Raw genomic sequence first — 22209 nt, 5'->3', positions numbered from 1 at the left:
AGGCCGCTTCGAAGAGCGGCCTTTGTCATTTTCACAGCGGGATCAGAAGTGGAAGTTGGTGCTCAGTAACGCAGTACGACCGGCCGCGACGTGGGCATAGTGGCTGCCGTAGACCTGATCGAAATAGCGCTTGTCGGTCAGGTTCTGCACGTTCAGCTGCAGGTCCAGATTCTTGCTCACGCGATAGGCGGCCATCGCATCGTAGCGCCAGTATTCCGGTACCTCGATGTTGTTGGCCGTGTCGCCGAAGCGGGAGTCGACGTAGGTCGCACCGCCACCGATGGTCAGGTCCTGGGTGAGGTTGTAGGTGTTCCAGAAGCTGAAGCTGTGCTTCGGCGTGCTCGGCACCTCGTTACCGTCGTACAGCCCTTCCACGTACACCGGCGCCGCGCGGGTGCCGACGTTGGCGGCACCGGACTTGACCAGTTCGGCGTCCAGATAGGTATAGCTGGCAAACACCTGCCAGTTACGGGTGATCTGGCCGGTGGCGGCCAGCTCCAGGCCGTCGACCTGGGTTTCACCGATGCTTTCCTGGAAACCGCTGGCGTTGGTAACCCGCGCGTTGGTCTTCTCGGTGCGGAACAGCGCGGCGGTCAGGCCGAGACGCTCGTCGAAGAAGTCCCACTTGGTGCCGATCTCGTAGTTGCGGTTGCGCTCCGGATCGAGAACCTGGTTGTTCACGCTGAGCGCATCGGAGCCTTCGCCGCCGGTCTCGCCGGACGGGTTGCTGGAGGTCGACCACGCCGCGTAGATGCTGCCATTGGGCAGCGGATTGAAGACCAGACCCAACTGGTAGTTCCAGAAGTGGCTCTTGTTCTCCGGCCGGGTGACGACACCGGCGGTGGAGACGGCCTTCTGCTCCGTTTCGTAGTCGTCGTAGCGCAGGCCCATGTTCAGCGACCACTGCTCGTTGAACTTCAGCGTATCGAAGACGTAGGCCGCCAGCGTTTCGGTGTCGGTATCGGTCGTCGCCGCGCTGCGCGCGATGCTGCCGGTCCAGGCATCCTTGGAGCTCGGGTTGGACAGGCTGATGCAGTCGCCCGAAGCCAGGTGCGCCGACGAACAGGTGTTGCCGCTGGTGCCCGGAGTGACCACGTAGGGTCGGTTGTGCACGCCGACATCGCTGATTTCCACGCCGGTCACCAGGGTGTGCTCGATGCTGCCGGTGTCGAATCGCGCCGTCAGATCGGTCTGGTTGACCCAGCTCTGGGTATCGGAATTGCGGCTCTTGGCAGAGCGCGAAACCAGTCCATTGGGCACGTTGCCACGCGAGTCGTCCGGGTTGGTGACGATGTAGTCCAGGGTGGTGCGGGCGATACGCGTGGTGTTGGAGACGGTCAGGTTCTCGTTCAGGTCGTGCTCGAGCCGAATGGTGCCGGCATCCGTGGTGCTCTCGCGGAAGTCGCGGCTTTCAAGGCCGTAGAAGTTGTCGCGATCCACGCTCACTGGCTCGCGACCTGGATTGCCTGGCGTAGCCACGGTCAGCGGAATGCCGTAGTCCGGCATGTCGTCTGTTTCCAGGTGGTAGTAAGACAGCGTCGCCCGAGTCGGCGTATCGAAGCCGAAGGTGATGGTCGGTGCCACGCCCCAACGACTGACATCCACACCATCGCGGCCGGCGACGTTGGCCTCGTGCTTCATCAGGTTCAGACGGCCGGCGACGTTGTCACCGAGCACGCGGTTGACGTCCAGCGTATAGCGGCGCGTCTGGTCCGAACCGAGGGTGACGCTGGCATCGCCGAAGTCGCGTTGCTTGGCGGTCTTGCTGATCAGGTTGAGGCTGCCGCCCGTGGAGCCGGCACCGGTGTAGGCTGAGCCCGGCCCCTTGCTCACTTCGATGCTCTCGACGTTGAAGATCTCGCGGGTTTGCGAGCCAACGTCACGCAGGCCGTCGATGAAGGTGTCGTTCTCGGCGTTGAAGCCGCGGATGATCGGCCGGTCGCCCGCCGGATTTCCGCCCTCGCCCGCACCGAAGGTGATACCGGAAGTGGTGCGCAACGCATCGACCAACGTCAGCGAACCGGTGTCGCGAATCACCTGGTCGGTGATCACGGTGACCGACTTCGGTGTTTCGCGCAGCGGTGCCGTGTATTTCTTCGAGGCGGATGTATCGGCCTTGTAGGCCTGTTCCTGCTCACCGATTACCGTCACTTCATCGAGCGCAACCGGCGCTTCGCTGGGCGATGACGCTGCAGGCACAACCTGAGCCATGGAGGGAGCGGTGAAAGCGGTAAGGGCGACACCGATAGCCGAAGCCAACACGCGAGGTGGCTGGGCCAGTTCTAGAGACTGACGCGACATGTAATGCGGATCCTTGGAAGTTGATGCAACTGCGAATTGCTATTATTAGCGGGTGGCATTCTGATACATTCTGTCGCATTCTGAAACACCTGAATGCAAACTAATATCATTTGCTCTTTTTCGCTCCTGCCGGTGATCCATGCTTCTACGCATTGCTAATGTGTTCTCCAGAGAAGAAACAGACCGTATTCGCTCCGCGCTGGAACAGGCCAACTGGCAGGACGGCCGAGTAACGGCCGGCTATCAGTCGGCCAAGGCCAAATACAATCTGCAGCTGGCGGAGGACGACCCACTCGCCCGCGAGATTGCCGAAGCCATGCTGCAACGGCTCTGGCAGCACCCGCAGTTCATGTCTGCCGCGCTGCCGAGCAAGGTCTTTCCACCCCTGTTCAACTGCTACACGGCAGGCGGCGAGTTCGGCTATCACATCGACAATGCGGTGCGTCAGGTACGCAACAGCGCCGAACGCGTGCGCACCGACCTGTCCGCCACACTGTTCTTCAGCGATCCCGACGAGTACGACGGCGGCGAGCTGGTGATACACGACACCTACGGCACGCAGCGGGTGAAGTTCGCTGCCGGCGACATGGTGCTCTACCCCAGCACCAGCCTGCACAAGGTGGAGCCGGTCACCCGCGGCGCGCGGCTGGCTTCGTTCTTCTGGATTCAGAGCCTGGTGCGCGAGGATGCGCAGCGCACGCTGCTCTACGAGATGGACCAGGCCATCCAGCAACTGACCGCCGATGTGCCGGAGCACCCATCCCTGGTGCAACTGACCGGCACCTATCACAACCTGCTGCGCCGCTGGGTCGAGGTCTGATGCCTCATCTTCTGCGTCGTGAGGAGACGCTCGGCACCGAACAGCTCGGGCACCTCGCTGAACAACCCCAGCGTGCGGCACGGCTGGTACTGGCTGCTGCCGCAGCCGGAGAGCTGGAAGCGCAAGCCCTGCTCGGCCAGATCCTCCTGGATGGCCGTGGCATTGAGGCAGATCCTGCGCTCGCGCTGATCTGGTTCAGCATCGCTGCCGATCGCGGCCACGCCATGGCCTGCAACATGGCCGGACGCTGCCACGAACATGGCTGGGGCGCCCCTGCCAATCCTGCACGAGCGGCCGATTTCTACCGACGTGCAGCAGAAATGGGCCTGGACTGGGGCATGTACAACCTGGCCAACCTGCTCGCCACCGGCCGCGGCATTTCGCAGGATGAAGCTGCGGCCTATCGCCTATATCGCCAGGCCGCCGAACTCGGCCATGCCAAGTCGATGAACCTCACCGGCCGCTGCCTGGAGGAAGGCCTCGGCGTATCGCTCGATGTGTCAGCGGCCCACTCTTGGTATCGACGTTCCGCCGAGGCCGGCGACTTTCGCGGCCAGTTCAGCCATGCCGCCGTGCTGCTCACCCAGCAGCAATGGGATGCGGCGCGGCATTGGCTGAGTCGCGCGCTGGAGCTTGGCCATCTCAAGTTCATCGAGACTGCGCTCGCCAGCCTGCAAGCTGCTGCGCTGCCGCAGATTGCCGATATCGTCGAGGCCTACGCGCGGCGACGCAACGAGCTACGCGCCGGGGTTCGGTGAACGAAGCACAGAAACGAAGACGCCCCGCAATGCGGGGCGTTCGTTCATCGTCTACGGCTTAGATGTAGTAAGCCTTCAGCGGCGGGAAGCCGTTGAATTCGACGGCGCTGTAGCTGGTGGTGTAGGCACCGGTGGACAGCCAGTACAGGCGGTCGCCGATGGCCAGGTTAAGCGGCAGCCCGTACTTGTAGTTCTCGTACATGATGTCGGCGCTGTCGCAGGTCGGACCGGCGATCACCACTTCCTCGACTTCGCCCTTCTTCTCGGCATAGATCGGGAACTTGATCGACTCGTCCATGGTTTCGATCAGGCCGCTGAACTTGCCCACATCGACATAAACCCAACGCTCGACCGCTGTACGCGACTTGCGTGCCACCAGCACCACTTCACTGACGAGGATGCCGGCGTTGGCGATCAGCGAGCGACCCGGCTCGAGGATGATTTCCGGCAACTCGTCGCCGAAGTCTTCCTTGAGGAAGCGGATGATTTCCTCGGCGTAGGTTTCAAGGCTGTTGGTGCGGGTGATGTAGTTGGCGGGGAAACCGCCACCCATGTTGATCATCTTCAGCTCGATGCCGTCTTCTTCCTTCAGACGCTCGAAGATCACCTTGACCTTGGCGATGGCGGCGTCCCATACGGAAATGTCGCGCTGCTGCGAACCGACATGGAAGGAAATGCCGTAGGGCTCCAGCTTCAGCTGACGCGCGAGGATCAAGAGATCCATCGCCATGTCGGTCTGGCAGCCGAACTTGCGTGACAGCGGCCAGTCCGCAGTGGTGGAGCCTTCGGTGAGGATGCGTACATAGACTTTCGAACCCGGCGCGGCCTTGGCGATGTTACGCAGGTCGGCTTCCGAGTCGGTGGCGAACATGCGCACACCCTTGTCGTAGAAGTAGCGGATGTCCTTGGCTTTCTTGATGGTGTTGCCGTAGCTGATGCGCTCCGGGCCAACGCCGCGGGACATTACTTTGTCCAGCTCATAGATCGAGGCGATATCGAAGCTCGAACCCTTGTCGCGCAGCAGATCGATGATCTCGACCGCCGGGTTGGCCTTGACGGCGTAGTACACGCTGGCGAATTCGAAACCGGCGCGCAGGTCGTCATAAGCCTTGCTGATGGTTTCGGTGTCGATCACCACGAAGGGGGTTTCGTGCTGGTCGGCAAATGCCTTCATCTTCTGGAAGGTGGCGCGAGGGTAATAGTCTTCGATCTTGACCGTCATGCGTGGGACTCCAAAAAACGGGAAACAAAAGTCGGATGAGGGATGGAGGGCATCAGCCCTGACAAGAACGCCTGATCAGTTTCCCCACTTTGGTTCGCCTACTTCCCAAGGCATGTCGCCGAGTATCACGGAGGATCTCTCGTCGTCAGTACTTGAGCCGGATGGATCGTTGCCAGCATGGACGTTCGGGCGCGAACTTTAGGACCAAGGGGGGCATAGATCAATCAAAAAAACGTCCCGAAGGTGCATCCGTTTCGAGTTGTTGTCGATTCAAAACAAAGCGTCATGGAAACTGCACAAATCGGCGATTTCCGCAGCCGTGCGGGCCGCAGCGAAATCCATTTGCCGCTATAATCGCCGCCTTTTTTGACAGACCGACTACTCGTCGACGGGTTCCTTAATTCCGATGACCACTCAGGCCGCCGAAGTCGCGAAGCGCCGTACCTTCGCCATCATCTCGCACCCCGATGCGGGCAAGACCACCATCACCGAAAAGCTGCTGCTGATGGGCAAGGCGATCGCCGTTGCCGGTACGGTGAAGTCGCGCAAATCCGACCGCCATGCCACCTCCGACTGGATGGAAATGGAGAAGCAGCGCGGCATCTCCATCACCACCTCGGTGATGCAGTTCCCCTACCGCGAGCACATGATCAACCTGCTCGACACCCCCGGTCACGAGGACTTCTCGGAAGACACCTATCGCACCCTGACCGCGGTGGACTCGGCGCTGATGGTTCTCGACGGAGGTAAGGGTGTCGAGCCACGCACCATCGCGCTGATGGACGTCTGCCGCCTGCGAGACACGCCGATCGTGAGCTTCATCAACAAGCTCGACCGCGATATCCGCGACCCCATCGAACTGCTCGACGAAATCGAGGCGGTGCTGAAAATCAAGGCCGCGCCGATCACATGGCCGATCGGCTGCTACCGCGACTTCAAGGGCGTGTACCACCTCAAGGACGACTACATCATCGTCTACACGCCGGGCCACGGGCACGAGCGCACCGAGGTCAAGATCATCCAGAACCTGGATTCCGACGAAGCGCGCAAGCACATCGGCGACGAGTACGAGCGTTTCATCGAACAGCTGGAACTGGTTCAGGGCGCCTGCCACGAGTTCGACCAGGACGAATTCCTCAATGGTCAGCTGACCCCGGTGTTTTTCGGTACCGCGCTGGGCAATTTCGGTGTGGACCACGTGCTCGACGCCGTCGTCGACTGGGCGCCGATGCCACTGCCCCGCGCAGCCAACGAGCGAGTGGTCGAGCCGGTCGAGGAGAAGTTCACCGGCTTCGTGTTCAAGATCCAGGCGAACATGGACCCCAAGCACCGCGACCGCATCGCCTTCATGCGCATCTGCTCGGGCAAGTACGAGAAAGGCATGAAGCTGCGCCACGCGCGCATCGGCAAGGATGTCCGCATCGCCGACGCCCTGACCTTCTTCTCCAGCGAGCGGGAAATGCTCGAGGAAGCCTGGGCCGGCGACATCATCGGCCTGCACAACCACGGCACCATCCAGATCGGCGACACCTTTACCGAAGGCGAGAACCTCGGCTTCACCGGCATCCCGCACTTCGCACCGGAACTGTTCCGCCGCGTGCGCCTGAAGGACCCGCTGAAATCCAAGCAGCTGCGCCAGGGCCTGCAGGAACTCGCCGAGGAAGGCGCCACCCAGGTGTTCTTCCCCGAGCGCAACAACGACATCATCCTCGGCGCGGTCGGCGTGCTGCAGTTCGACGTCGTCGCCAGTCGCCTGAAAGAGGAATACAAGGTCGAGTGTGCCTATGAGGCGATCAACGTCTGGTCGGCGCGCTGGATCGAGTGCGATGACAAGAAGAAGCTCGAAGACTTCAAGACCAAGGCCTACGAGAACCTCGCCATCGACGGCGGCGGCCACCTGACCTACCTGGCGCCGACACGGGTGAACCTGAGCCTGATGGAAGAGCGCTGGCCGGATGTGAAGTTCAGGGCGACACGAGAGCATCACTGACCCAAGAATGCGCCTGCTGCGGGGTACAGCAGGCGTAGTTGGTTCTGCGCATTACTGCCGCTGCGCTCATTTAGATGCGCTCTCGCATGGAAGCGAGTGGCTGCCTTTTCACAAGGACCGTGTATGCCCACCGAACGCGCCTCCCCCGAACAACGCCAGTTCGCCAGACACCTGCGATACCAACTCACCGATTGCGAGCGCCTGCTGTGGCGCCAGTTGCGCAATCGCGGCTTAGCCGGATTCAAATTTCGCCGACAGCATCCGTGCCCGCCCTATGTCCTGGATTTCTACTGTGCAGAATTGCGACTTGTAGTTGAACTCGATGGCGGTCAGCACTTCGACAAAGCTGGCCTGGCGAAAGACCGTTTGCGCACGGCCTACCTGCAGCACCACGGGATGGAGGTTCTACGCTTCAGCAATCTGGATGTGATACGGAATCTAGAGGGTGTTCTGACTGAAATCTTGAGCTGGATTGAGACCCGCGCCCCTCACCCCAACCCTCTCCCCAAGGGGGAGAGGGAGCTGGATTGAGGCAGCCGGATCACTTGTGCTCATGCCGCGCAGAGCAAGCGAGGGGAGTGAGCGTGGGCTGTGTCCATCAAGCAGTTGCAACCACCACCAGCACGCTCTCACCCCAGCACCCAATCTCCGCATTACCGATACACCGGACTGAATCCGAGTCCTGACTGAAAGCTCGCACCGAATCGAGGCCCGCGCCCCTCACCCCAACCCTCTCCCCAACGGGGAAGAGGGAGCTGGATTGAGGAAGCCGGATCACTTGTGCTCATGCAGACCGCGCAGAGTAAGCGAGGGGAGTGAGCGCGGGCTGTGCCCATCAGGCAGTTGCAACAAACACCAGCACGCTCTCACCCCAGCACCCAATCCGCGCATTACCGATACACCGGCCTGAATCCGAGTCCTGACTGAAATCTTGCACCGGATCGAGGCCCGCGCCCCAACCATCTCCCCAAAGGGGAGAGGGGGCCTGAATGAAGCCACCGAACCCTTTGTGATCGGCCCGACACGCATTAAAGCGCATCGCCCTACACCCGGAACGAAAAACCGCGCGGTCTAGTCCCCTCTCCCCTTCGGGGAGAGGGCTAGGGTGAGGGGCTGGCGGCCACGACTAGCGTCGCAACTAAAACCCACACAGCCCGTTTCACCTACTCCTCAAGGGACCACGCGATCAATAAACCGCCCAGATTGGTACCGAGCAAGCCATGCCGGCCTGGCTCGAAGACCGCCCACCCAATCCTCTCCACAACGACGAGAGAGGGCCTGATTGAAGCCACCGAACATCCGCAACTAGCGGGCACATCATGCGTTTCGCCCTGCACCGGATCGGCAACCCAACCCGGTCAAGTCCCCTCTCCCCTCCGGGGAGAGGGCTAGGGTGAGGGGCTGGTGGCTATGTCGAGCGCTGCAGTCGACGTCGCCACCTGCCCCCGCCTCACCTACTCCTCAAGGGTCCACGCGATCAAGGAATCCCCCAGCTTGGTGCCGAACGAGCCATGCCCGCCGGCCATCTGCACCACGTACTGCTTGCCGGTCTTCTCGGACACGTAGGTCATCGGAGTCGCCTGGCCACCGGCAGGCAGGCGGCCCTTCCACAATTCCTTGCCGTTCTGCAGATCGTAGGCGCGCAGATAGTAATCCAGCGTTCCGCTCATAAAGGCCACTCCGCCGGCGGTGACGATCGGCCCGCCCAGTGCTGGCGTACCCACCGGGAAGGGAATGCCCAAGGGCGCACTGTCGCGGCTGGTGCCGTTCTTGTGCATCCAGACCTTCTTCATGCTGCGCAGGTCCAGCGCGGTGACGAATCCCCATGGCGGCGTCTGGCACGGCAGGCCGAGCACCGACATGAACGGCTCCAGCCGCACCATGTACGGCGCCCCCAGATTGGGCTGCAGGCCGGTCTCGCCGCCGCCGGTACGTTCATCGGGGTCAACCTCGCTGCGCTTGACCATAGTCGAGATGAAGGCCAGGTAATTCGGCGCACCGAACAACAGCTGTCGGCTCGGATCGACCGCCACCGATGGCCAGTTGAAGGTACCCACGTTACCCGGATAGATCAGCGAGCCCTGCTCCGACGGCGGCGTGAAGTCGCCCTCGTAACGCAGCTTGCGGAACTGGATGCGGCACATCATCTGATCCAGCGGCGTACCGCCCCACATGTCGCGCTCGCGCAGCGGCTCTTGCGGTGCGTAGCTGACGGCCGATGCGGGTTGGGTCGGCGCGGTGAACTCGCCGTAGTCAGTGCCTTGGGGCACGGGCATCTCTTCCACCGGCACGATCGGCTCGCCGGTACGGCGGTCGAGGATGTACAGATCGCCACGCTTGGTCGGCTGGATGATGGCCGGCACCTGACCTTGCGGGCCTTCGATATCCACCAGCGTCGGCTGCGATGGCAGGTCGCGGTCCCAGAGGTCATGGTGCACGGTCTGGAATTCCCAGCGCACCTGGCCGGTCGCCAGGTCCAGCGCCACCAGCGTGTCGGTGAAACGCTCGGACTCCGGCGTGCGCGGCTGCGCCCACTGGTCCGGGGTCTGGTTGCCGGTGGGGATGTAGACCAGCCCCAGCGACTCGTCGGCAGTGGCGATGGTCCAGGAGTTTGGCGTGCTGCGCACGTAGGTTTCGCCGGGTGGCAAGGGCTCTGTGGCGTCCGGGTTACCCGGGTCGAAATTCCATACCAGCTCGCCGCTGCGCACGTCGTAGGCGCGAATCACGCCGCCGGGTGAATCCACCGCGCCGTTGTCGGTGATCGAGCCGCCGACGATGACCAGCTTCTCGGTCACCACCGGTGGTGAAGTCGGCAGGTAAACGCCCAAAGCGTCCTCACCGAGTCCAGCCTTCAGATCCACCACGCCGGCATTGCCGAAGTCCTCGCAGGGCTTGCCGTCCTCGACATCCAGCGCGACCAGAGTGCCGTCGTTGGTCGGCAAAAACAGCCTCCGCGCGCAACGCGCTACGGGCTGGTCGGACGGTGCCGTCGCTGCGGGCCCGTAGGCGTTGGCGTCATGGAAGGCCAGGCCACGGCAGGTCATGTGCTGGTAGTACTCGGCATCGCGGTTGATGCTCGGGTCGAAGCGCCAGCGCTCCTCACCGCTGTCGGCATCGACAGCGATGGCAATGCTGTGCGGCGTGCAGATGAACAGATTGTCGCCAACCTTCAACGGCGTCACCTGATAGGTGATCTCGCCGGGGTCACCCTCGCCGGAAAGGTCACCGGTGTGGAACTCCCAGGCCTTTTTCAACTTGCCGACGTTGTCCGGCGTGATCAGATCGGCCGTCGAGTAACGATCGCCGCGGTCGGAGCCGCCGTAGGCTTTCCATTCGCCGGCAACCCTGCCGGCCTGCCCGTCGGGGTTCAAGCCTTGCATCTGCGTATCGCTGAATTCGCCGGTGATCGAGTGGTAATCCTGGGTCAGCGAGTACCCCGCGATCAGCGCGCCGGCCAGCAGCCCCAAGCCGAGCAGCCCACTGGCGCCATCACGCCAGACCAGCCGATCGCCCACGTAACGATTGACGAACGGCAGGATCAGCCAGAGCCCGAGGATGCACCAGAGGTCGATGCGCGGCGCTAGCTGCCACCAGTCGAAGCTGACTTCGTACAGCGTCCACGCCAACGTCGCCAGCAGCAGCACCGCGTAGAGCCAGATCGCGGCGCGGCGCCGAGCGAACAACAGCCCGGCTACGCCCAGCAGCCCGATACCGGCCAGCAGGTAATACCAGGAGCCACCCAGCATCGCGAGGTAGCCGCCACCGACCGCCATCAGCGCCCCCAGCAGCAGAACCGCCACGGCGGTCAGGGTGATGCGCATGGGCCGCGGCCCGTAATCGATACTCATGCAACGCTCTCCAGCCGATTCATCTTCAAAGCAAAAAGCAAAAAGCTGGCGAAACTTTCTGACACAAAGTCTCGCCAGCTTTTAGTGGATACGATGGGCAGGGCTTTAGTTCAGCCGTTTGGCGACCGCTTACGCCATTGCCCCGACGCTGAGCGGCTGCGTTTCAGGCCGCTTGATTACTGCGTAGATCACCCCAGTTACCAAGCTGCCGGCGAGGATTGCAGCCAGATACAACAGCGCGTGATTGATGGCGTTGGGGATCAGCAGCACGAACAGCCCGCCATGGGGCGCCAGCAGCTTTGCGCCGAAGGCCATGGACAGCGCGCCGGTCAGCGCACCACCGACGATGCTGGCCGGAATCACCCGCAACGGGTCTTTCGCAGCGAACGGAATCGCGCCTTCGGAAATGAAGCAGCAGCCCAGCACCAGCGCGGCCTTGCCGGCTTCACGCTCGGTCTGCGCGAACTTGCGTCGGGCGATCAGCGTGGCGATGCCCATGCCGATTGGCGGCACCATCCCCGCCGCCATAGTGGCGGCCATCGGCGCGTAACTCTGGGACGCGAGCAGCCCGACGGAGAAGGCATAAGCGGCCTTGTTCACTGGTCCGCCGAGGTCGACGCACATCATGGTGCCGAGCAGCAGCCCGAGCAGGATGGCGTTGGAGGTGCCCATGGTGTCGAGGAATTCGGTGAGCCCGGCGAGCATCTTCGCCACCGGCGTGCCGACCACGTAAATCATCACCAGACCGGTTACCAGGCTCGCCAGCAACGGAATGATCAGGATTGGCTTGAGCGATTCGATACTGGCCGGCAACGGAATCCAGCGGCTCACTGCCTTGGCCGCGTAGCCCGCCACAAAGCCCGCGATTATCCCGCCAATGAAGCCCGCACCGAGGGTGCCGGCCAGCAAGCCGCCGATCATGCCCGGCGCAAGCCCCGGGCGATCCGCGATGGAATAGGCGATATATCCCGCCAGCAGCGGCACCATCAACTGGAAGGCCGTTTCGCCACCGATCTTCATCAGCGCGGCGGCCAGCGTGCCCTCCTCCTTGAACGCTTCGATGCCAAATACGAACGACAGCGCGATCAGCAAACCGCCCGCCACCACCATCGGCAGCATGTAGGACACGCCGGTCAGCAGGTGCTTGTAGACACCGGTCTTTTCGCCCTTCTGTTCGCCGCCGCCGGTATTGGCTGTGGCGCCTCCGGCTAGCACAGCGCCTTCTTCCAGCGCGCGATCCAGGGTCGCATCGGGTTGCTTGAGGGCCACGCCAGTGCCGCAGCGAAACACGCGTTTGCCGGCAAAGCGGGCGACATCCACTTCGATATCGGCGGCAAGCACCACCACGTCGGCCGCGGCGATGGCGTCCGCTTCCAGCACGTTGCGCGCCCCCACCGAGCCGCGGGTTTCAACCTGCAGGTCGTAACCCTTGCGGATCGCGGCCTGCTGCAGGGCTTCAGCCGCCATGAAGGTGTGCGCCACGCCGGTCGGGCAAGCGGTGATGGCAACAAGTTTGGGCTTGCCGCTTGTGTGCGCGGCATCCGCTTCGTCGTCCTGCTGCAGCTCGCTTGCCGTGTCAGCCGCGCTGCGCAGGAAGGCTTCCGGATCAAGCAGCGCCTCGGATGGCGTTGATTGCGCGACGCGTTTGCCAACGAAGCGCTGCAATGACAACGGCCCGGTTTTCACCACGACCACCAGATCGGCATTGGTGATCTGTGCGGGCGTCAGCGGCGAGCCGATGGCCTTGGGATCGTGGACTTCCACGGCGGTCGACCAGCCCAGACGATGGGCAGCCGCTTCGAGCAGCCGTGAAGTCAGCACGCTGGTGACCATTCCGTTGGGGCAGGCCGTGACGATGAGAAGATTCATTCCTTCACCTCTTGTTCGAATTATTGGCTGAGCGACTGCAGGCGCACCGCAGCTTCAAGCTCCGCAAGTTCAGCCGTATCGGTGATGCCGAGCCCAACCTGCCCGACCGCCTGCGCGGCGATGGCCGTGGCCTGTGTGAGGGTGCGCTCTGCCGGCCAGCCTTGCAGCAGGCCGTGAAGCATCCCGGCAAGCAGCGAGTCGCCGGCACCCACGGTGCTGACGACTTGAACCTTTGGCGGATTGGCATGCAGCGTGGCGCCTGGCGAGAACCAGCTGACGCCATTGGCGCCCTGCGAAATAACCACGTGCTCGATGCCTTCGGCTTGCAGTCGTCGCGCTTCGGCGGTCAGCGCTGCCGACTCGTTGAGTTCGACGCCACGGGCCTCCGCCAGCTCTTCCTCGTTGGGCTTGATCAACCAGGGCGTGGCGGCCAGCCCGTCACGCAACGCGGCACCACTGGTGTCCAGCGCCACCCGCACGCCGAGACTCTTGAGCGTCTGCAAGAGCTGGACGAACCACTGGCTGTCGATGCCACGCGGCAAGCTGCCGGCGACGACCACGAGGTCATGAGCGGGCGCCAACCGCTGGAGGCGCGTCAGCAGCTCCGTGCAGTGCGCCTCGCTCACCCTCAGCCCCGGGCCGTTGATGTCGGTGACCTGCCCGTCCGCCTCGGCCAGTTTGATGTTGCTGCGGGTATCGCCCGGCACGCGGACGAATTCGTCGGCAAATCCACGCGCTGCGAACAACTGCTCGAAGGCCTGCGGATTGCCCTCGCCGAGAAAGCCGGTGACGGTCAGCTGATGACCGAGGTCGGCCAGCACCTGCGCGACGTTGAGCCCCTTTCCGGCGGCATGCACCTGCAGGCTTTCGCTGCGATTGACTTCGCCCAGGCGCAGCGCGGGCAGCTGCACGGTTAGGTCCAGGGCCGGGTTAAGGGTGACAGTGAGAACACGAGCCATCAGCAGTGCTCCCCGACGAAGGCGCGGACTTCATGGGCGCCGGGCAGCATCAGGGCTTGCTGGGCCAGCCTCTGGCAGGCCGCGAAATCCAGCTCGCGAACGCGCGCCTTCACCAAGGCGATGCTGCGCGCCGACACGCTCAGTTCGTCCACGCCCAGGCCCACCAGCATCGGCACCGCCAATGCATCAGCGGCCAGCTCGCCACAAACGCCGACCCACTTGCCGTGGGCATGGGCGGCCTCGACCGTCATGCCGATCAGGCGCAACACCGCCGGATGCAAGCCGTCGGCCTGACCGGAGAGCGTCGGATGGCCGCGGTCGATTGCCAGCGTGTACTGGGTCAGGTCGTTGGTGCCGATACTGAAGAAGTCGACTTCCTGCGCCAGCACCGGCGCGATCAAAGCTGCTGAGGGGATCTCGATCATGATGCCGACCTGCAGGTCAGCTACCGGCAGCTCAACGCGCAGGCGGTCGACCATGGCTTTGGCGGTGCGCCACTCGTCGATATTGCCGACCATGGGGAACATGATCCGCAACGGGCGGCCATCGGCCGAAGCGAGCAAGGCACGCAGCTGGGTTTCAAGGATGTCCGGGCGTTGCAAACTCAGGCGAATGCCACGCACGCCGAGGAAGGGGTTTTCCTCGGCGGGCATCGGCCAGTACGGCAGCGGCTTGTCCCCGCCGACATCCAGCGTACGTACCACCAACGGACGCCCTTGGAGGGCTTCCAGCACACGGCGGTACTCGGCTTCCTGAGTCGCCTGATCCGGCGCCTGGGAATGGTTCATGAACACCAGCTCGGTACGCAGCAGGCCAATGCCTTCGGCGCCCATCGCCACCGCTTCCAGGGTTTCGCCGGCAGCGCCGATGTTGGCAGCGATCTCTACCGGATGGCCGTCGCGGGTGATGGCCGGCTCCAGGCGACGCTCATTTGCCAGGCGCTTGCGCTCCTCGCGGGTGGCGCGCTCGTTGCGGGCCTGGTCCAGCTGCGCATCGGTTGGGGCAACCAGCAGTTCACCGCGCTCGCCGTCAAGCAGCAGCAAGGTGTTTGGCGCTAGCCCAAGCACACCCGGCCCAGCACCGACTATCGCCGGAATGCCCAGCGCGCGGGCGATGATGGCGCTGTGCGAAGTGGCGCCGCCGCCGGCGGTAAGAATGCCTGCGACGCGCTGGGCGTTTAGCGTGACGACGTCCGAAGGCGCCACTTCGTCCATCACCAGGATGTAGGGCTCGTCTGGGGCCTGATCGGCTTCCACACCAGTCAGGCAGGCCAGCACACGGCGACCCACGTCACGCAGGTCGGCGGCACGCTCGGCCAGCAGCTTGTCGTGCAAGGCCTCCTGCTGCTGCGCCGCAATTTTGATTTCCTCCATCCAGGCGGCTTCGGCACTCAAACCTTTTTGCAGACGCGCCTGAACTTCCTCGCGCAGCGCCGGGTCGCGCAGCATGGCCTGATGGGTGGTGAAGATGTCGCGGATGCTGGCGACCTGACTCTCATTGATCAGCGTGCCGATCTCCGCATGGACCTTGTCCAGCGCCGCATCCAGCCGCTGCAGTTCGATCACCGGAGACTCGCCGCGCTTGGGGTAGTCGATCACCTGCGGCTTGCGTACCAGGACCGGACCGATGGCGATGCCGGGCGCGGCGGCGATGCCGATGACCTGCTCGCCGGCCCGCAAGACGGGCACGTCCTGGGCTGCCTCATTCAGTTGCACGGCCCGCAGCTCCGCCGGCGCCCCGCCGGCCGGCAGCGGCTCGATTTCCTCGCCCAGCCCTTCTTCCACCGCGCGGACCAGCGCCGGCAACGCATCGTCGGCGATCGAGGGCTCGGCGATGAACTCCAGCACCTGGCCGCGATGCGAGCCCATCGCCAGCAGCTTGCTCAGGCTCTTGGCCGACACGCCCGCGCTCTGGCTACCAGCCAGCCGCACTCGGATCTCGCCGGCGAAGGCCTGTGCGACCTCGGTCAGCACCTTGGCCGGGCGGGCATGCAAGCCATGGGCGTTAGCCAGTGGCACCTGGGCACTCGGCCAGTCTGCCGGCACTTCGCCGCCCAGGGCTTCGAGCACTGTGCGACTGGACGTCGCCTGGCTCAGCTCCTGCCCGCGGCCTTCGATCAGCAGATTGCACAGGCGCTCGAGCATCGCCCGATGCGCTTCGCCCAGGCTGGCCAGCACGAAAAGACCATTGAGCGGCTGCCCCTGATGCTCGAGATGGGAAGCTGGCGTGACGAAGGCGAGACCAGGACGCTGCACCGCCTGCTCGCTACTCAGCCACCAGAGGCCATCCCCCAGCGGCAGCGCCTGGCCAAGCGGCAGACTGGCGTTGAAACCCGGCTCCACGCACTGCGCGCGCTTGAGCAGCTTGACGCCCTGCCATGCCAGCTCGTCGAAATCATCCGCAGCGACACCCAGCGAGACCAGCTCGCCATCCAGCGCCAGCGCCTGTGGCGCACCCTGCAGCAGGTCGATGATGGCTTCCGGGCTTTCGGCTTTCTGCAGCGCCTCGCTCAGATCGCCTTCACCCAATGCTCGGGTCAGCAGCTGTAGCAGGCGCAGGTGTTCGTCGGAACGCGCAGCGATACCGATGGCCAGATACACCAGCTGGCCGTTGCCCCAGTCGACGCCGGCCGGAAAATGCAGCAGCCGCACGCCGGTGGTGAACACCTGATCACGGGTTTCCGGCGTGCCATGGGGAATCGCAAGGCCCTGACCGAGAAAGGTCGAGCCCTGCGCTTCACGCGCACGCAGCCCGTCCAGATAACCCGGCGCGACCAGCCCGTCGGCGACCAGAACTTCACCCAGCAGGGCCAGCGCCGCTGGCTTGTCCGCCGCGGCCTGATGCATGTGGATGTGCTGTGCATTCAACTCAAGCATGGAGAACTCCTGCGGGGCTCGCGATTGTTGTGGCCGACGGTCAAGCCGGCTTTGCCCGAATCCTGGGCTGGCGCTTCAGACCGAAACACTGCTGAAACGTTTCACCTAAGACTGGCACATTACGCAATATTGGGTAATTCTAGAAGCCCGAGTTCATACCACCCGTCTCAGGACCCTCTGTTGAAACTGACCGACATCGCCCGCCTCGCCAACGTTTCGGTAACCACCGCCAGCTATGTGCTCAATGGCAAGGCCGCGCAGCGCCGTATCAGCGCGGCCACGGTCGAGCGGGTGATGGCCGTGGCCGAACAGCAGGGCTTTCAGCTCGACCAGCAGGCGGCTGGCCTGCGTCGAGGGCAGTCGCGCACCCTCGGCTTCATCGTTCCGGATCTGGAAAACCCCAGCTACGCGCGTCTGGCCAAACTGCTCGAGCAGCGCGCGCGGCAGCGCGGCTACCAGCTGCTGATCGCCGGCACCGACGACGAGCCGGACACCGAGCGCCAGGTCATCCAGCTGCTGCGCTCGCGCCGCTGCGATGCGCTGATCGTCGCCAGCTGCTTACCGGCCGACGACCAGAGCTATCGCAAGGTGCAGGCGGCTGGCACGCCGGTGATCGCCCTCGACCGCGCGCTGGACGCCGAGCACTTCTGCTCGGTGGTCAGCGATGATTGCGAAGCGGCCGCCCTGCTCACCCGCTCGCTGGCAGTTCCGGCCGCCGCCCATATCGCCCTGATCAGCGCACGCCCGGCATTGCCCATCAGCCAGCAGCGCGAGGAAGGTTTTCGCCAGGCACTGTCGCAGCACAGCGGTCAGGTCAGCATCCTGCAGGCCGAACAGTTCAGCCGTGCGTGCGGCCGTGAACAGATGCTCGCCCTGCTCGAGCGCGGCCCGCTGCCCGATGCGCTGATCACCACCGCCTACGTCTTGCTCGAAGGCGTCTTCGATGCGCTGCGCGAGCGGAACCTGCTGTGGCCAGAGCAGCTGCGGCTGGCGACCTTTGGTGACGCGCAGTTGCTGGATTTCCTGCCGATCCGGGTCAATGCGATTTCCCAGCAGCACCAGCAGATCGCCGAGCAAACCCTGGAACAGGCAATCCGCGCCATCGAGCAGGGCGATTACCGTCCCGGCGTGATCGCCATCGAGCGTGAGCTGAAAGTGCGGCGTCTCTGATCCGCCCCTTGCGGGCGCTGCCGCGCTGGCGGAAGCTTGTCGTCTTTCGAACACGCCCACCCTCCCAGATGAACATCGAACAGATCACCCAACGCCTGCACGCCATCCGCGATCAGAACGACTGGCAGCGCTTTCACAGCCCCAAGAATCTCGCCATGGCCGCCAGCGTGGAAATGGCCGAGCTGGTGGAAATCTTCCAGTGGCAGACCGAGGACGAGTCGCGCCAGCTCTCAGCCGACAAACTTGAGCATGCCGGTCAGGAAGTCGGCGACATCCTCATGTACCTGCTCTTGATGTGCAGCGAGCTGGGCATCGACATGGAACAGGCGCTGCTGACCAAGCTGGCCGACAACGAGCGGCGGTTCGCCCGATGAGCGATCGCCATTTCGACGAGCTGGCGACGCGCTTCGCCGAGAAGATCTACGGCGGCGCCAAGGGCGCGATCCGCCTTGCCGTGCTGCAGGCCGACCTGACGGAAGCCCTGCCGCAACGGCCACTGCGGGTGCTGGATATCGGCGCCGGCCTCGGCCACATGAGTCTGTGGCTGGCTCAGCAGGGCCATGATGTGACCCTGGCAGAACCGGCAGAGCCGATGCTGGAAGGCGCGCGCAAACAGTTTGCCGCAGCCGGCCAGCAGGCAACCTTCATTCAGGCGCCCTGGCAGACAGTCGAAAGCCAGGTCGAGGGCCGTTTCGATCTGGTGATCTGCCACGCGGTGCTGGAATGGCTGGCCGAGCCCCAGGCGATCCTGCCGGCGCTGCATCGCCTAACATCGGCCGATGGCTGGCTATCGCTGGCCTTCTACAACCGCGACGCGCTGATCTACCGCAACCTGCTCAAGGGCCATTTCAAGAAACTGCGCAGCCAGACCTATGCCGGCGAGCGCCAGAGCCTGACGCCTCAGCAGCCGCTGGACCCACGCGAGCTGGCGGCGCAACTCGCACCGCACTGGCAGGTCGAAACAACCAGTGGCGTGCGCGTATTCCATGACTACATGCCCGCCGATTTCCAGGCCCGCACCGAGCCTGCCGAACTGATCGAGATGGAACTGGCCTACCGCCGCCATCCACAATTTGCCGGTCTCGGGCGCTACCTGCACTGGATGTGTCGGCCGCTCTGAGCCGACCGGGAGGTACCGATGTCGATCCGCGCCATGCTGCCGGTGCTCTGCCTGGGCCTTGCAGCCTGCCAGAGCCAGAACCCCTATACCGACGAATCCGCGCCGATTCCTCCGGCGCCACCGATCGAGCAGATCCAGTCACCGATCTATCCGGCGGCGCCAAGGGACTTTTCCAGCTACCAGAACTGGAGCTGGCAAGCACCACCGGCCGGCACCGCGTCGATCACCGGCGAGGAGCTGCAGGAAATGGTCGCCGGCGCGCTCGATCAACTCGGCTTGCGCCCTGCGCAGGCCGAGCGCAAGGGCGAACTGTTGATCAGCGCCCGCGCCAGCAAGGAGACCCGCATTCGGCAGACTTACGATGATTACGGCCCGCATGTCGGCGTAGGCCGCTACGGTGGCGGCTACGGCTCAGGTTATGGCGTGGGGACGAGCGTACCCATCGTGCGCAACTACGAGGAAGAGGTGCTCTCGGTGCGTATCGAGATGTTCGACGCGGCTTCCGGCCAATCGATCTGGAGCAATCGCGCCGAAGCACGTAGCGGCGGTAGCCGCGCCAAGCAGCAGGATGCGCTGCGCGAGGCGGTGCAGCGGGTGCTGGCGGACTACCCGCCGCGCTGAGCGTGACAGCGATGCAGACTCAGCACCGCGCCGAGGCCTAGACTGAACAGATTCCACCCCCGGAGAACGATCATGTTGCGCTGCCTGTTGCTGATACCTCTGCTCTTCGCGCTAGCCGCCTGCCAGGGCCCCCAGGTGCAGCGCGATTTCGATCCGACGCGGGATTTCTCGGCCTATCGGGCCTGGGGCTGGCAGGAACCGGCGCTGCAGTATCGGCCTGATGATCCACGAATCAAAAGTGACCTCACCGAACAACGCATCCGCGCGGCGATCGCCGAACAGCTCGATCAGCAGGGACTGCGTCCCGCCACGGCCGGCAAAGCGGCGGACCTCAAGGTGCAGGCCTGGTACATCGTCGACCAGCGTACCCAGCAGTACGCGACCACCTCCGGCGCCTGGGGCAATCCCTGGTACGGCTACTGGGGTGGGCCGATGTTCACCGACACCCGCACCATCGACTACCAGGTCGGCACGCTGCAGATCGACCTGTATGACGCCGCTGACGGCAAACTGGTCTGGCGCGGCAGCGCCGAGCAGACCCTGAGCAACCGCCAGGGCACCCCCGAGCAACGCGCCGGCAGAATGCGCGAGCTGGTGACACGAGTGCTGTCGCAATACCCGCCGCGCTGAGCCAAGCGCAGCGAACCGCTGTCCCGCTATGGCGAGTCGTATCCCGGCTCGCCATACTGTCGCGCCCTGATTCCGGAGATCCGAAATGCCTGCCGTTGCCTGGTGGTTACTCACCCTTCCGTTCATTGCCGGCGCGATGCTGCCCCTGCAAGCCGGAATCAACGGCCAGGTCGCGCGTCACCTCGGCAACGTGATGGGCGCGGCACTGCTTTCGTTCACCGTGGGCACACTGGCACTGTTCGTCATCGTGGCAGTCCAGCGCGATATCCCGGCGTTGCAGACGCTGAAGGGCCTGCACTGGTGGCACTGGTGTGGTGGGCTGCTGGGGGCCTTTTTCATCGCCACGGCCGCCTTCGCCGCACCGCGCACGGGAGCGTTGCTGTTTATGGCGCTATTGCTGGCCGGCCAGCTGTTCGTCGCCTTGCTGCTGGATCACTTCGGCTGGGCCGGCTTTCGCCAGTCCAGCATCAGCTTCGGTAAAGTCTCCGGTCTGCTGCTGATCTTCGCCGGCGTCTGGCTGATCCAGCGCGGCTAGCAGATGCGCGGCGGGCGTCACTCGTGCTCGAAGGCGTAGAACAGGTTGGGCTCGCTGACCAGGTATAGATTGCCCTGTGCATCGAAGGTCATCCCTTCGGCCTGCGGCACGCTGCGCTCCAGTCCGGCAAACCCGCTCCAGAGCGAGCGGAAGCTGACCAGCTCGCCCTCGGCATCGAGCTCCAGCATCATCTTCGCCTCGTCGCTGAGCAGCACCAGATGGCCGGTACGCTCGTCGAAGTGCACCGAGGACAGATCACTGGCCATGTCCAGCTTCTCGATCCAGGCCTCACGGTCGATGATCTTGATGTCCATGCCACCTGCCAGACTGCGCTTGATGCCCTGGATCTCGTAGAGCTTGCGCGGTGAATGCTCCTTGACCACGAACAGGCGATCACCGGCGCGGTCGTACCCGACGCCCTCGAAACCGGTATTGTCCGCGTCGTTTAGGGCCAGGGTAATGGAGCGGGCATCGGTACGCTGCAGCGGACCGGCAATCCTGGGAACCTGCACGATCACCAGCGACTGCTTACGCTCCTCGGTCAACACCAGCAGGTCATCACCCAGATAGGTCACGCCCTCTACGTCCTGGAACCCGCGCAGCGGGTAGCGCGCGAGGAAGCCGCCATCCTTGTCCAGCGCCAGCAGCTCTTCGGGGTTATTGACGACGCCCCAGAAATGATCGCGGCGTTCGTCATAGGTCAACCCGGAAAGATTGTCTTCCACTGTGGCCACCTGCAGCGCGTCGATCTTCACCCGGTATTCGGGTAGCCAGAGGCTGTGCCTTTCCCAGCTGCTTTCATGCCAGGTGGTTTTCAGCGTATAGAACAGCCGCTCGTCCAGATGAGTGGCGGTGACAACGTAGAGCAGGCCGAAAAAGACGCAGCCATAGGCCCAGGCGGGGCGCAGTGTCTTGATTCGTTCCAGGCGCGCTCTGGCAATGGCCAGCATCGTTGGTCTTCTCGTGCTGGGAATGGTAGGCAGGCTGCCTGGCGCTTGTTGCAGTTGCATGAAGGTCGGGAACGCATGATGCGCTAAGGACTCACAGCGACATTCCGACCGCCTCCTGCCCTGGTGGTTCCAGCGCAGCGCGGCCGTTCGGAACTCTCGGGCGCACTCGAGAGCCCAATGCCCAGAGCCGTGCTTGGGCACCGCAATCGAACGTTCAGGAGAGTGAGACATGCGGGTAGAAGGATTCTTCGAATGGCTGGGACAGGCGCTGGGCGCGGTCATACGTTTCATCGTCGAGGCGCTGGGCGACTTCTTCGGCCTGTTTGCCAGGGCCGGACACAATTTCCTCGAGGGGTTGTCGCGTACGCTGGGCATGGACCGCTCGCTGATCAGCCTGGTAGCACTGGCGATCGGCCTGATGTTGCTGGTTGCGGCGGTCCGCGCGTTCTTTCGCGGCTCGATCATCGGCGGGCTGATCTGGCTGTTCCTCGGGCTGTGGCTGCTGAGCTGGTTGATTCACTGACGCGCAGCCTAAAGCTC

Annotated in this window: 18 protein-coding genes; 11 read left to right on the top strand and 7 right to left on the bottom strand. The window is 63.8% G+C overall.

All coding sequences use genetic code 11. The features are described 5' to 3' along the window. Nucleotides 1–42 precede the first annotated feature (42 nt). The gene (locus RT582_RS06020) at nucleotides 43–2301 is read right to left on the bottom strand and encodes a TonB-dependent receptor (protein WP_313476934.1); all 2259 of its coding nucleotides are present in this window, start codon (nucleotides 2299–2301) and stop codon (nucleotides 43–45) included. A gap of 139 nt (nucleotides 2302–2440) precedes the next feature. Here RT582_RS06020 and RT582_RS06015 point away from each other — a divergent pair, with 139 nt between their 5' ends. Together RT582_RS06015 and RT582_RS06010 are read left to right on the top strand one after the other, a co-directional pair. Beyond that, nucleotides 2441–3121: a Fe2+-dependent dioxygenase gene (locus tag RT582_RS06015; protein WP_278420986.1), complete on the top strand. Its 681-nt coding sequence runs from the start codon at nucleotides 2441–2443 to the stop codon at nucleotides 3119–3121. Next, entirely contained in the window at nucleotides 3121–3879 is a 759-nt protein-coding gene (locus RT582_RS06010) for a tetratricopeptide repeat protein (RefSeq protein WP_313476933.1), read from the top strand. Before RT582_RS06015 ends, RT582_RS06010 begins: the two co-directional genes overlap by 1 nt. Nucleotides 3880–3937: 58 nt before the next feature. Here the strand turns inward: RT582_RS06010 and RT582_RS06005 are convergent, their stop codons facing one another. After that, nucleotides 3938–5101 carry a type III PLP-dependent enzyme gene (locus RT582_RS06005; protein ID WP_003302224.1) on the bottom strand — a complete coding sequence of 388 codons (1164 nt, stop codon included), beginning with the start codon at nucleotides 5099–5101 and terminating at the stop codon, nucleotides 3938–3940. Between the two features lie 406 nt (nucleotides 5102–5507). On the opposite strand from RT582_RS06005, the gene RT582_RS06000 reads away from it, so the two are divergent. Continuing rightward, nucleotides 5508–7091 (top strand): peptide chain release factor 3, encoded by a 1584-nt coding sequence (locus RT582_RS06000; RefSeq protein WP_313476932.1) that lies wholly within the window; start codon nucleotides 5508–5510, stop codon nucleotides 7089–7091. A 123-nt stretch (nucleotides 7092–7214) separates the two neighbouring features. Further along, nucleotides 7215–7622, top strand: a complete 408-nt coding sequence (locus RT582_RS05995; protein WP_313476931.1) for an endonuclease domain-containing protein — start codon at nucleotides 7215–7217, stop codon at nucleotides 7620–7622. Nucleotides 7623–8545: 923 nt separating this feature from the next. Here the strand turns inward: RT582_RS05995 and RT582_RS05990 are convergent. The 4 genes from RT582_RS05990 to ptsP form a co-directional block, all read right to left on the bottom strand. Beyond that, entirely contained in the window at nucleotides 8546–10939 is a 2394-nt protein-coding gene (locus RT582_RS05990; RefSeq protein ID WP_014821419.1) for a membrane-bound PQQ-dependent dehydrogenase, glucose/quinate/shikimate family, read from the bottom strand. A 129-nt stretch (nucleotides 10940–11068) separates the two neighbouring features. Then, entirely contained in the window at nucleotides 11069–12808 is a 1740-nt protein-coding gene (locus tag RT582_RS05985; protein WP_014821420.1) for a PTS fructose-like transporter subunit IIB, read from the bottom strand. Nucleotides 12809–12828: 20 nt separating this feature from the next. Further along, entirely contained in the window at nucleotides 12829–13767 is a 939-nt protein-coding gene (gene pfkB, locus RT582_RS05980; RefSeq protein WP_014821421.1) for a 1-phosphofructokinase, read from the bottom strand. After that, nucleotides 13767–16643 carry a phosphoenolpyruvate--protein phosphotransferase gene (gene ptsP / locus RT582_RS05975; RefSeq protein WP_014821422.1) on the bottom strand — a complete coding sequence of 959 codons (2877 nt, stop codon included), beginning with the start codon at nucleotides 16641–16643 and terminating at the stop codon, nucleotides 13767–13769. Before ptsP ends, pfkB begins: the two co-directional genes overlap by 1 nt. Nucleotides 16644–16823: 180 nt before the next feature. On the opposite strand from ptsP, the gene cra reads away from it, so the two are divergent. The 6 genes from cra to RT582_RS05945 all read left to right on the top strand — a co-directional run bounded on the left by cra (nucleotide 16824) and on the right by RT582_RS05945 (nucleotide 20719). Then, nucleotides 16824–17813, top strand: coding sequence for a catabolite repressor/activator (gene cra / locus RT582_RS05970; RefSeq protein WP_014821423.1), 990 nt, complete (start codon nucleotides 16824–16826; stop codon nucleotides 17811–17813). A gap of 68 nt (nucleotides 17814–17881) precedes the next feature. Further along, on the top strand, nucleotides 17882–18187 hold the full coding sequence (locus tag RT582_RS05965; RefSeq protein WP_014821424.1) for a nucleotide pyrophosphohydrolase: 306 nt from the start codon (nucleotides 17882–17884) through the stop codon (nucleotides 18185–18187). Further along, nucleotides 18184–18933, top strand: coding sequence for a methyltransferase domain-containing protein (locus RT582_RS05960; RefSeq protein ID WP_014821425.1), 750 nt, complete (start codon nucleotides 18184–18186; stop codon nucleotides 18931–18933). The genes RT582_RS05965 and RT582_RS05960 overlap by 4 nt, the downstream gene beginning before the upstream one ends. A gap of 18 nt (nucleotides 18934–18951) precedes the next feature. After that, nucleotides 18952–19554 (top strand): DUF4136 domain-containing protein, encoded by a 603-nt coding sequence (locus RT582_RS05955; RefSeq protein WP_014821426.1) that lies wholly within the window; start codon nucleotides 18952–18954, stop codon nucleotides 19552–19554. Nucleotides 19555–19626: 72 nt separating this feature from the next. Then, the gene (locus RT582_RS05950; RefSeq protein ID WP_014821427.1) at nucleotides 19627–20184 is read left to right on the top strand and encodes a DUF4136 domain-containing protein; all 558 of its coding nucleotides are present in this window, start codon (nucleotides 19627–19629) and stop codon (nucleotides 20182–20184) included. Nucleotides 20185–20269: 85 nt separating this feature from the next. Beyond that, entirely contained in the window at nucleotides 20270–20719 is a 450-nt protein-coding gene (locus RT582_RS05945; protein ID WP_003302186.1) for a DMT family transporter, read from the top strand. A 17-nt stretch (nucleotides 20720–20736) separates the two neighbouring features. On the opposite strand, the gene RT582_RS05940 is transcribed toward RT582_RS05945, so the two are convergent. Then, nucleotides 20737–21669 carry an SdiA-regulated domain-containing protein gene (locus tag RT582_RS05940; protein WP_014821428.1) on the bottom strand — a complete coding sequence of 311 codons (933 nt, stop codon included), beginning with the start codon at nucleotides 21667–21669 and terminating at the stop codon, nucleotides 20737–20739. A gap of 229 nt (nucleotides 21670–21898) precedes the next feature. Between RT582_RS05940 and RT582_RS05935 the strand changes: the two genes are divergently transcribed. Continuing rightward, complete coding sequence (locus RT582_RS05935; protein WP_014821429.1) at nucleotides 21899–22192, top strand: hypothetical protein; 294 nt, start codon at nucleotides 21899–21901, stop codon at nucleotides 22190–22192. Nucleotides 22193–22209 lie beyond the last annotated feature (17 nt).

Origin of the sequence: Stutzerimonas kunmingensis (assembly GCF_032106285.1) — a bacterium.
GTDB classification, from domain to species: Bacteria; Pseudomonadota; Gammaproteobacteria; order Pseudomonadales; family Pseudomonadaceae; genus Stutzerimonas; species Stutzerimonas kunmingensis_B.
The sequence above is the reverse complement of the archived record's forward strand: the minus strand, read 5'-3'. Positions and strand labels throughout refer to the sequence as shown.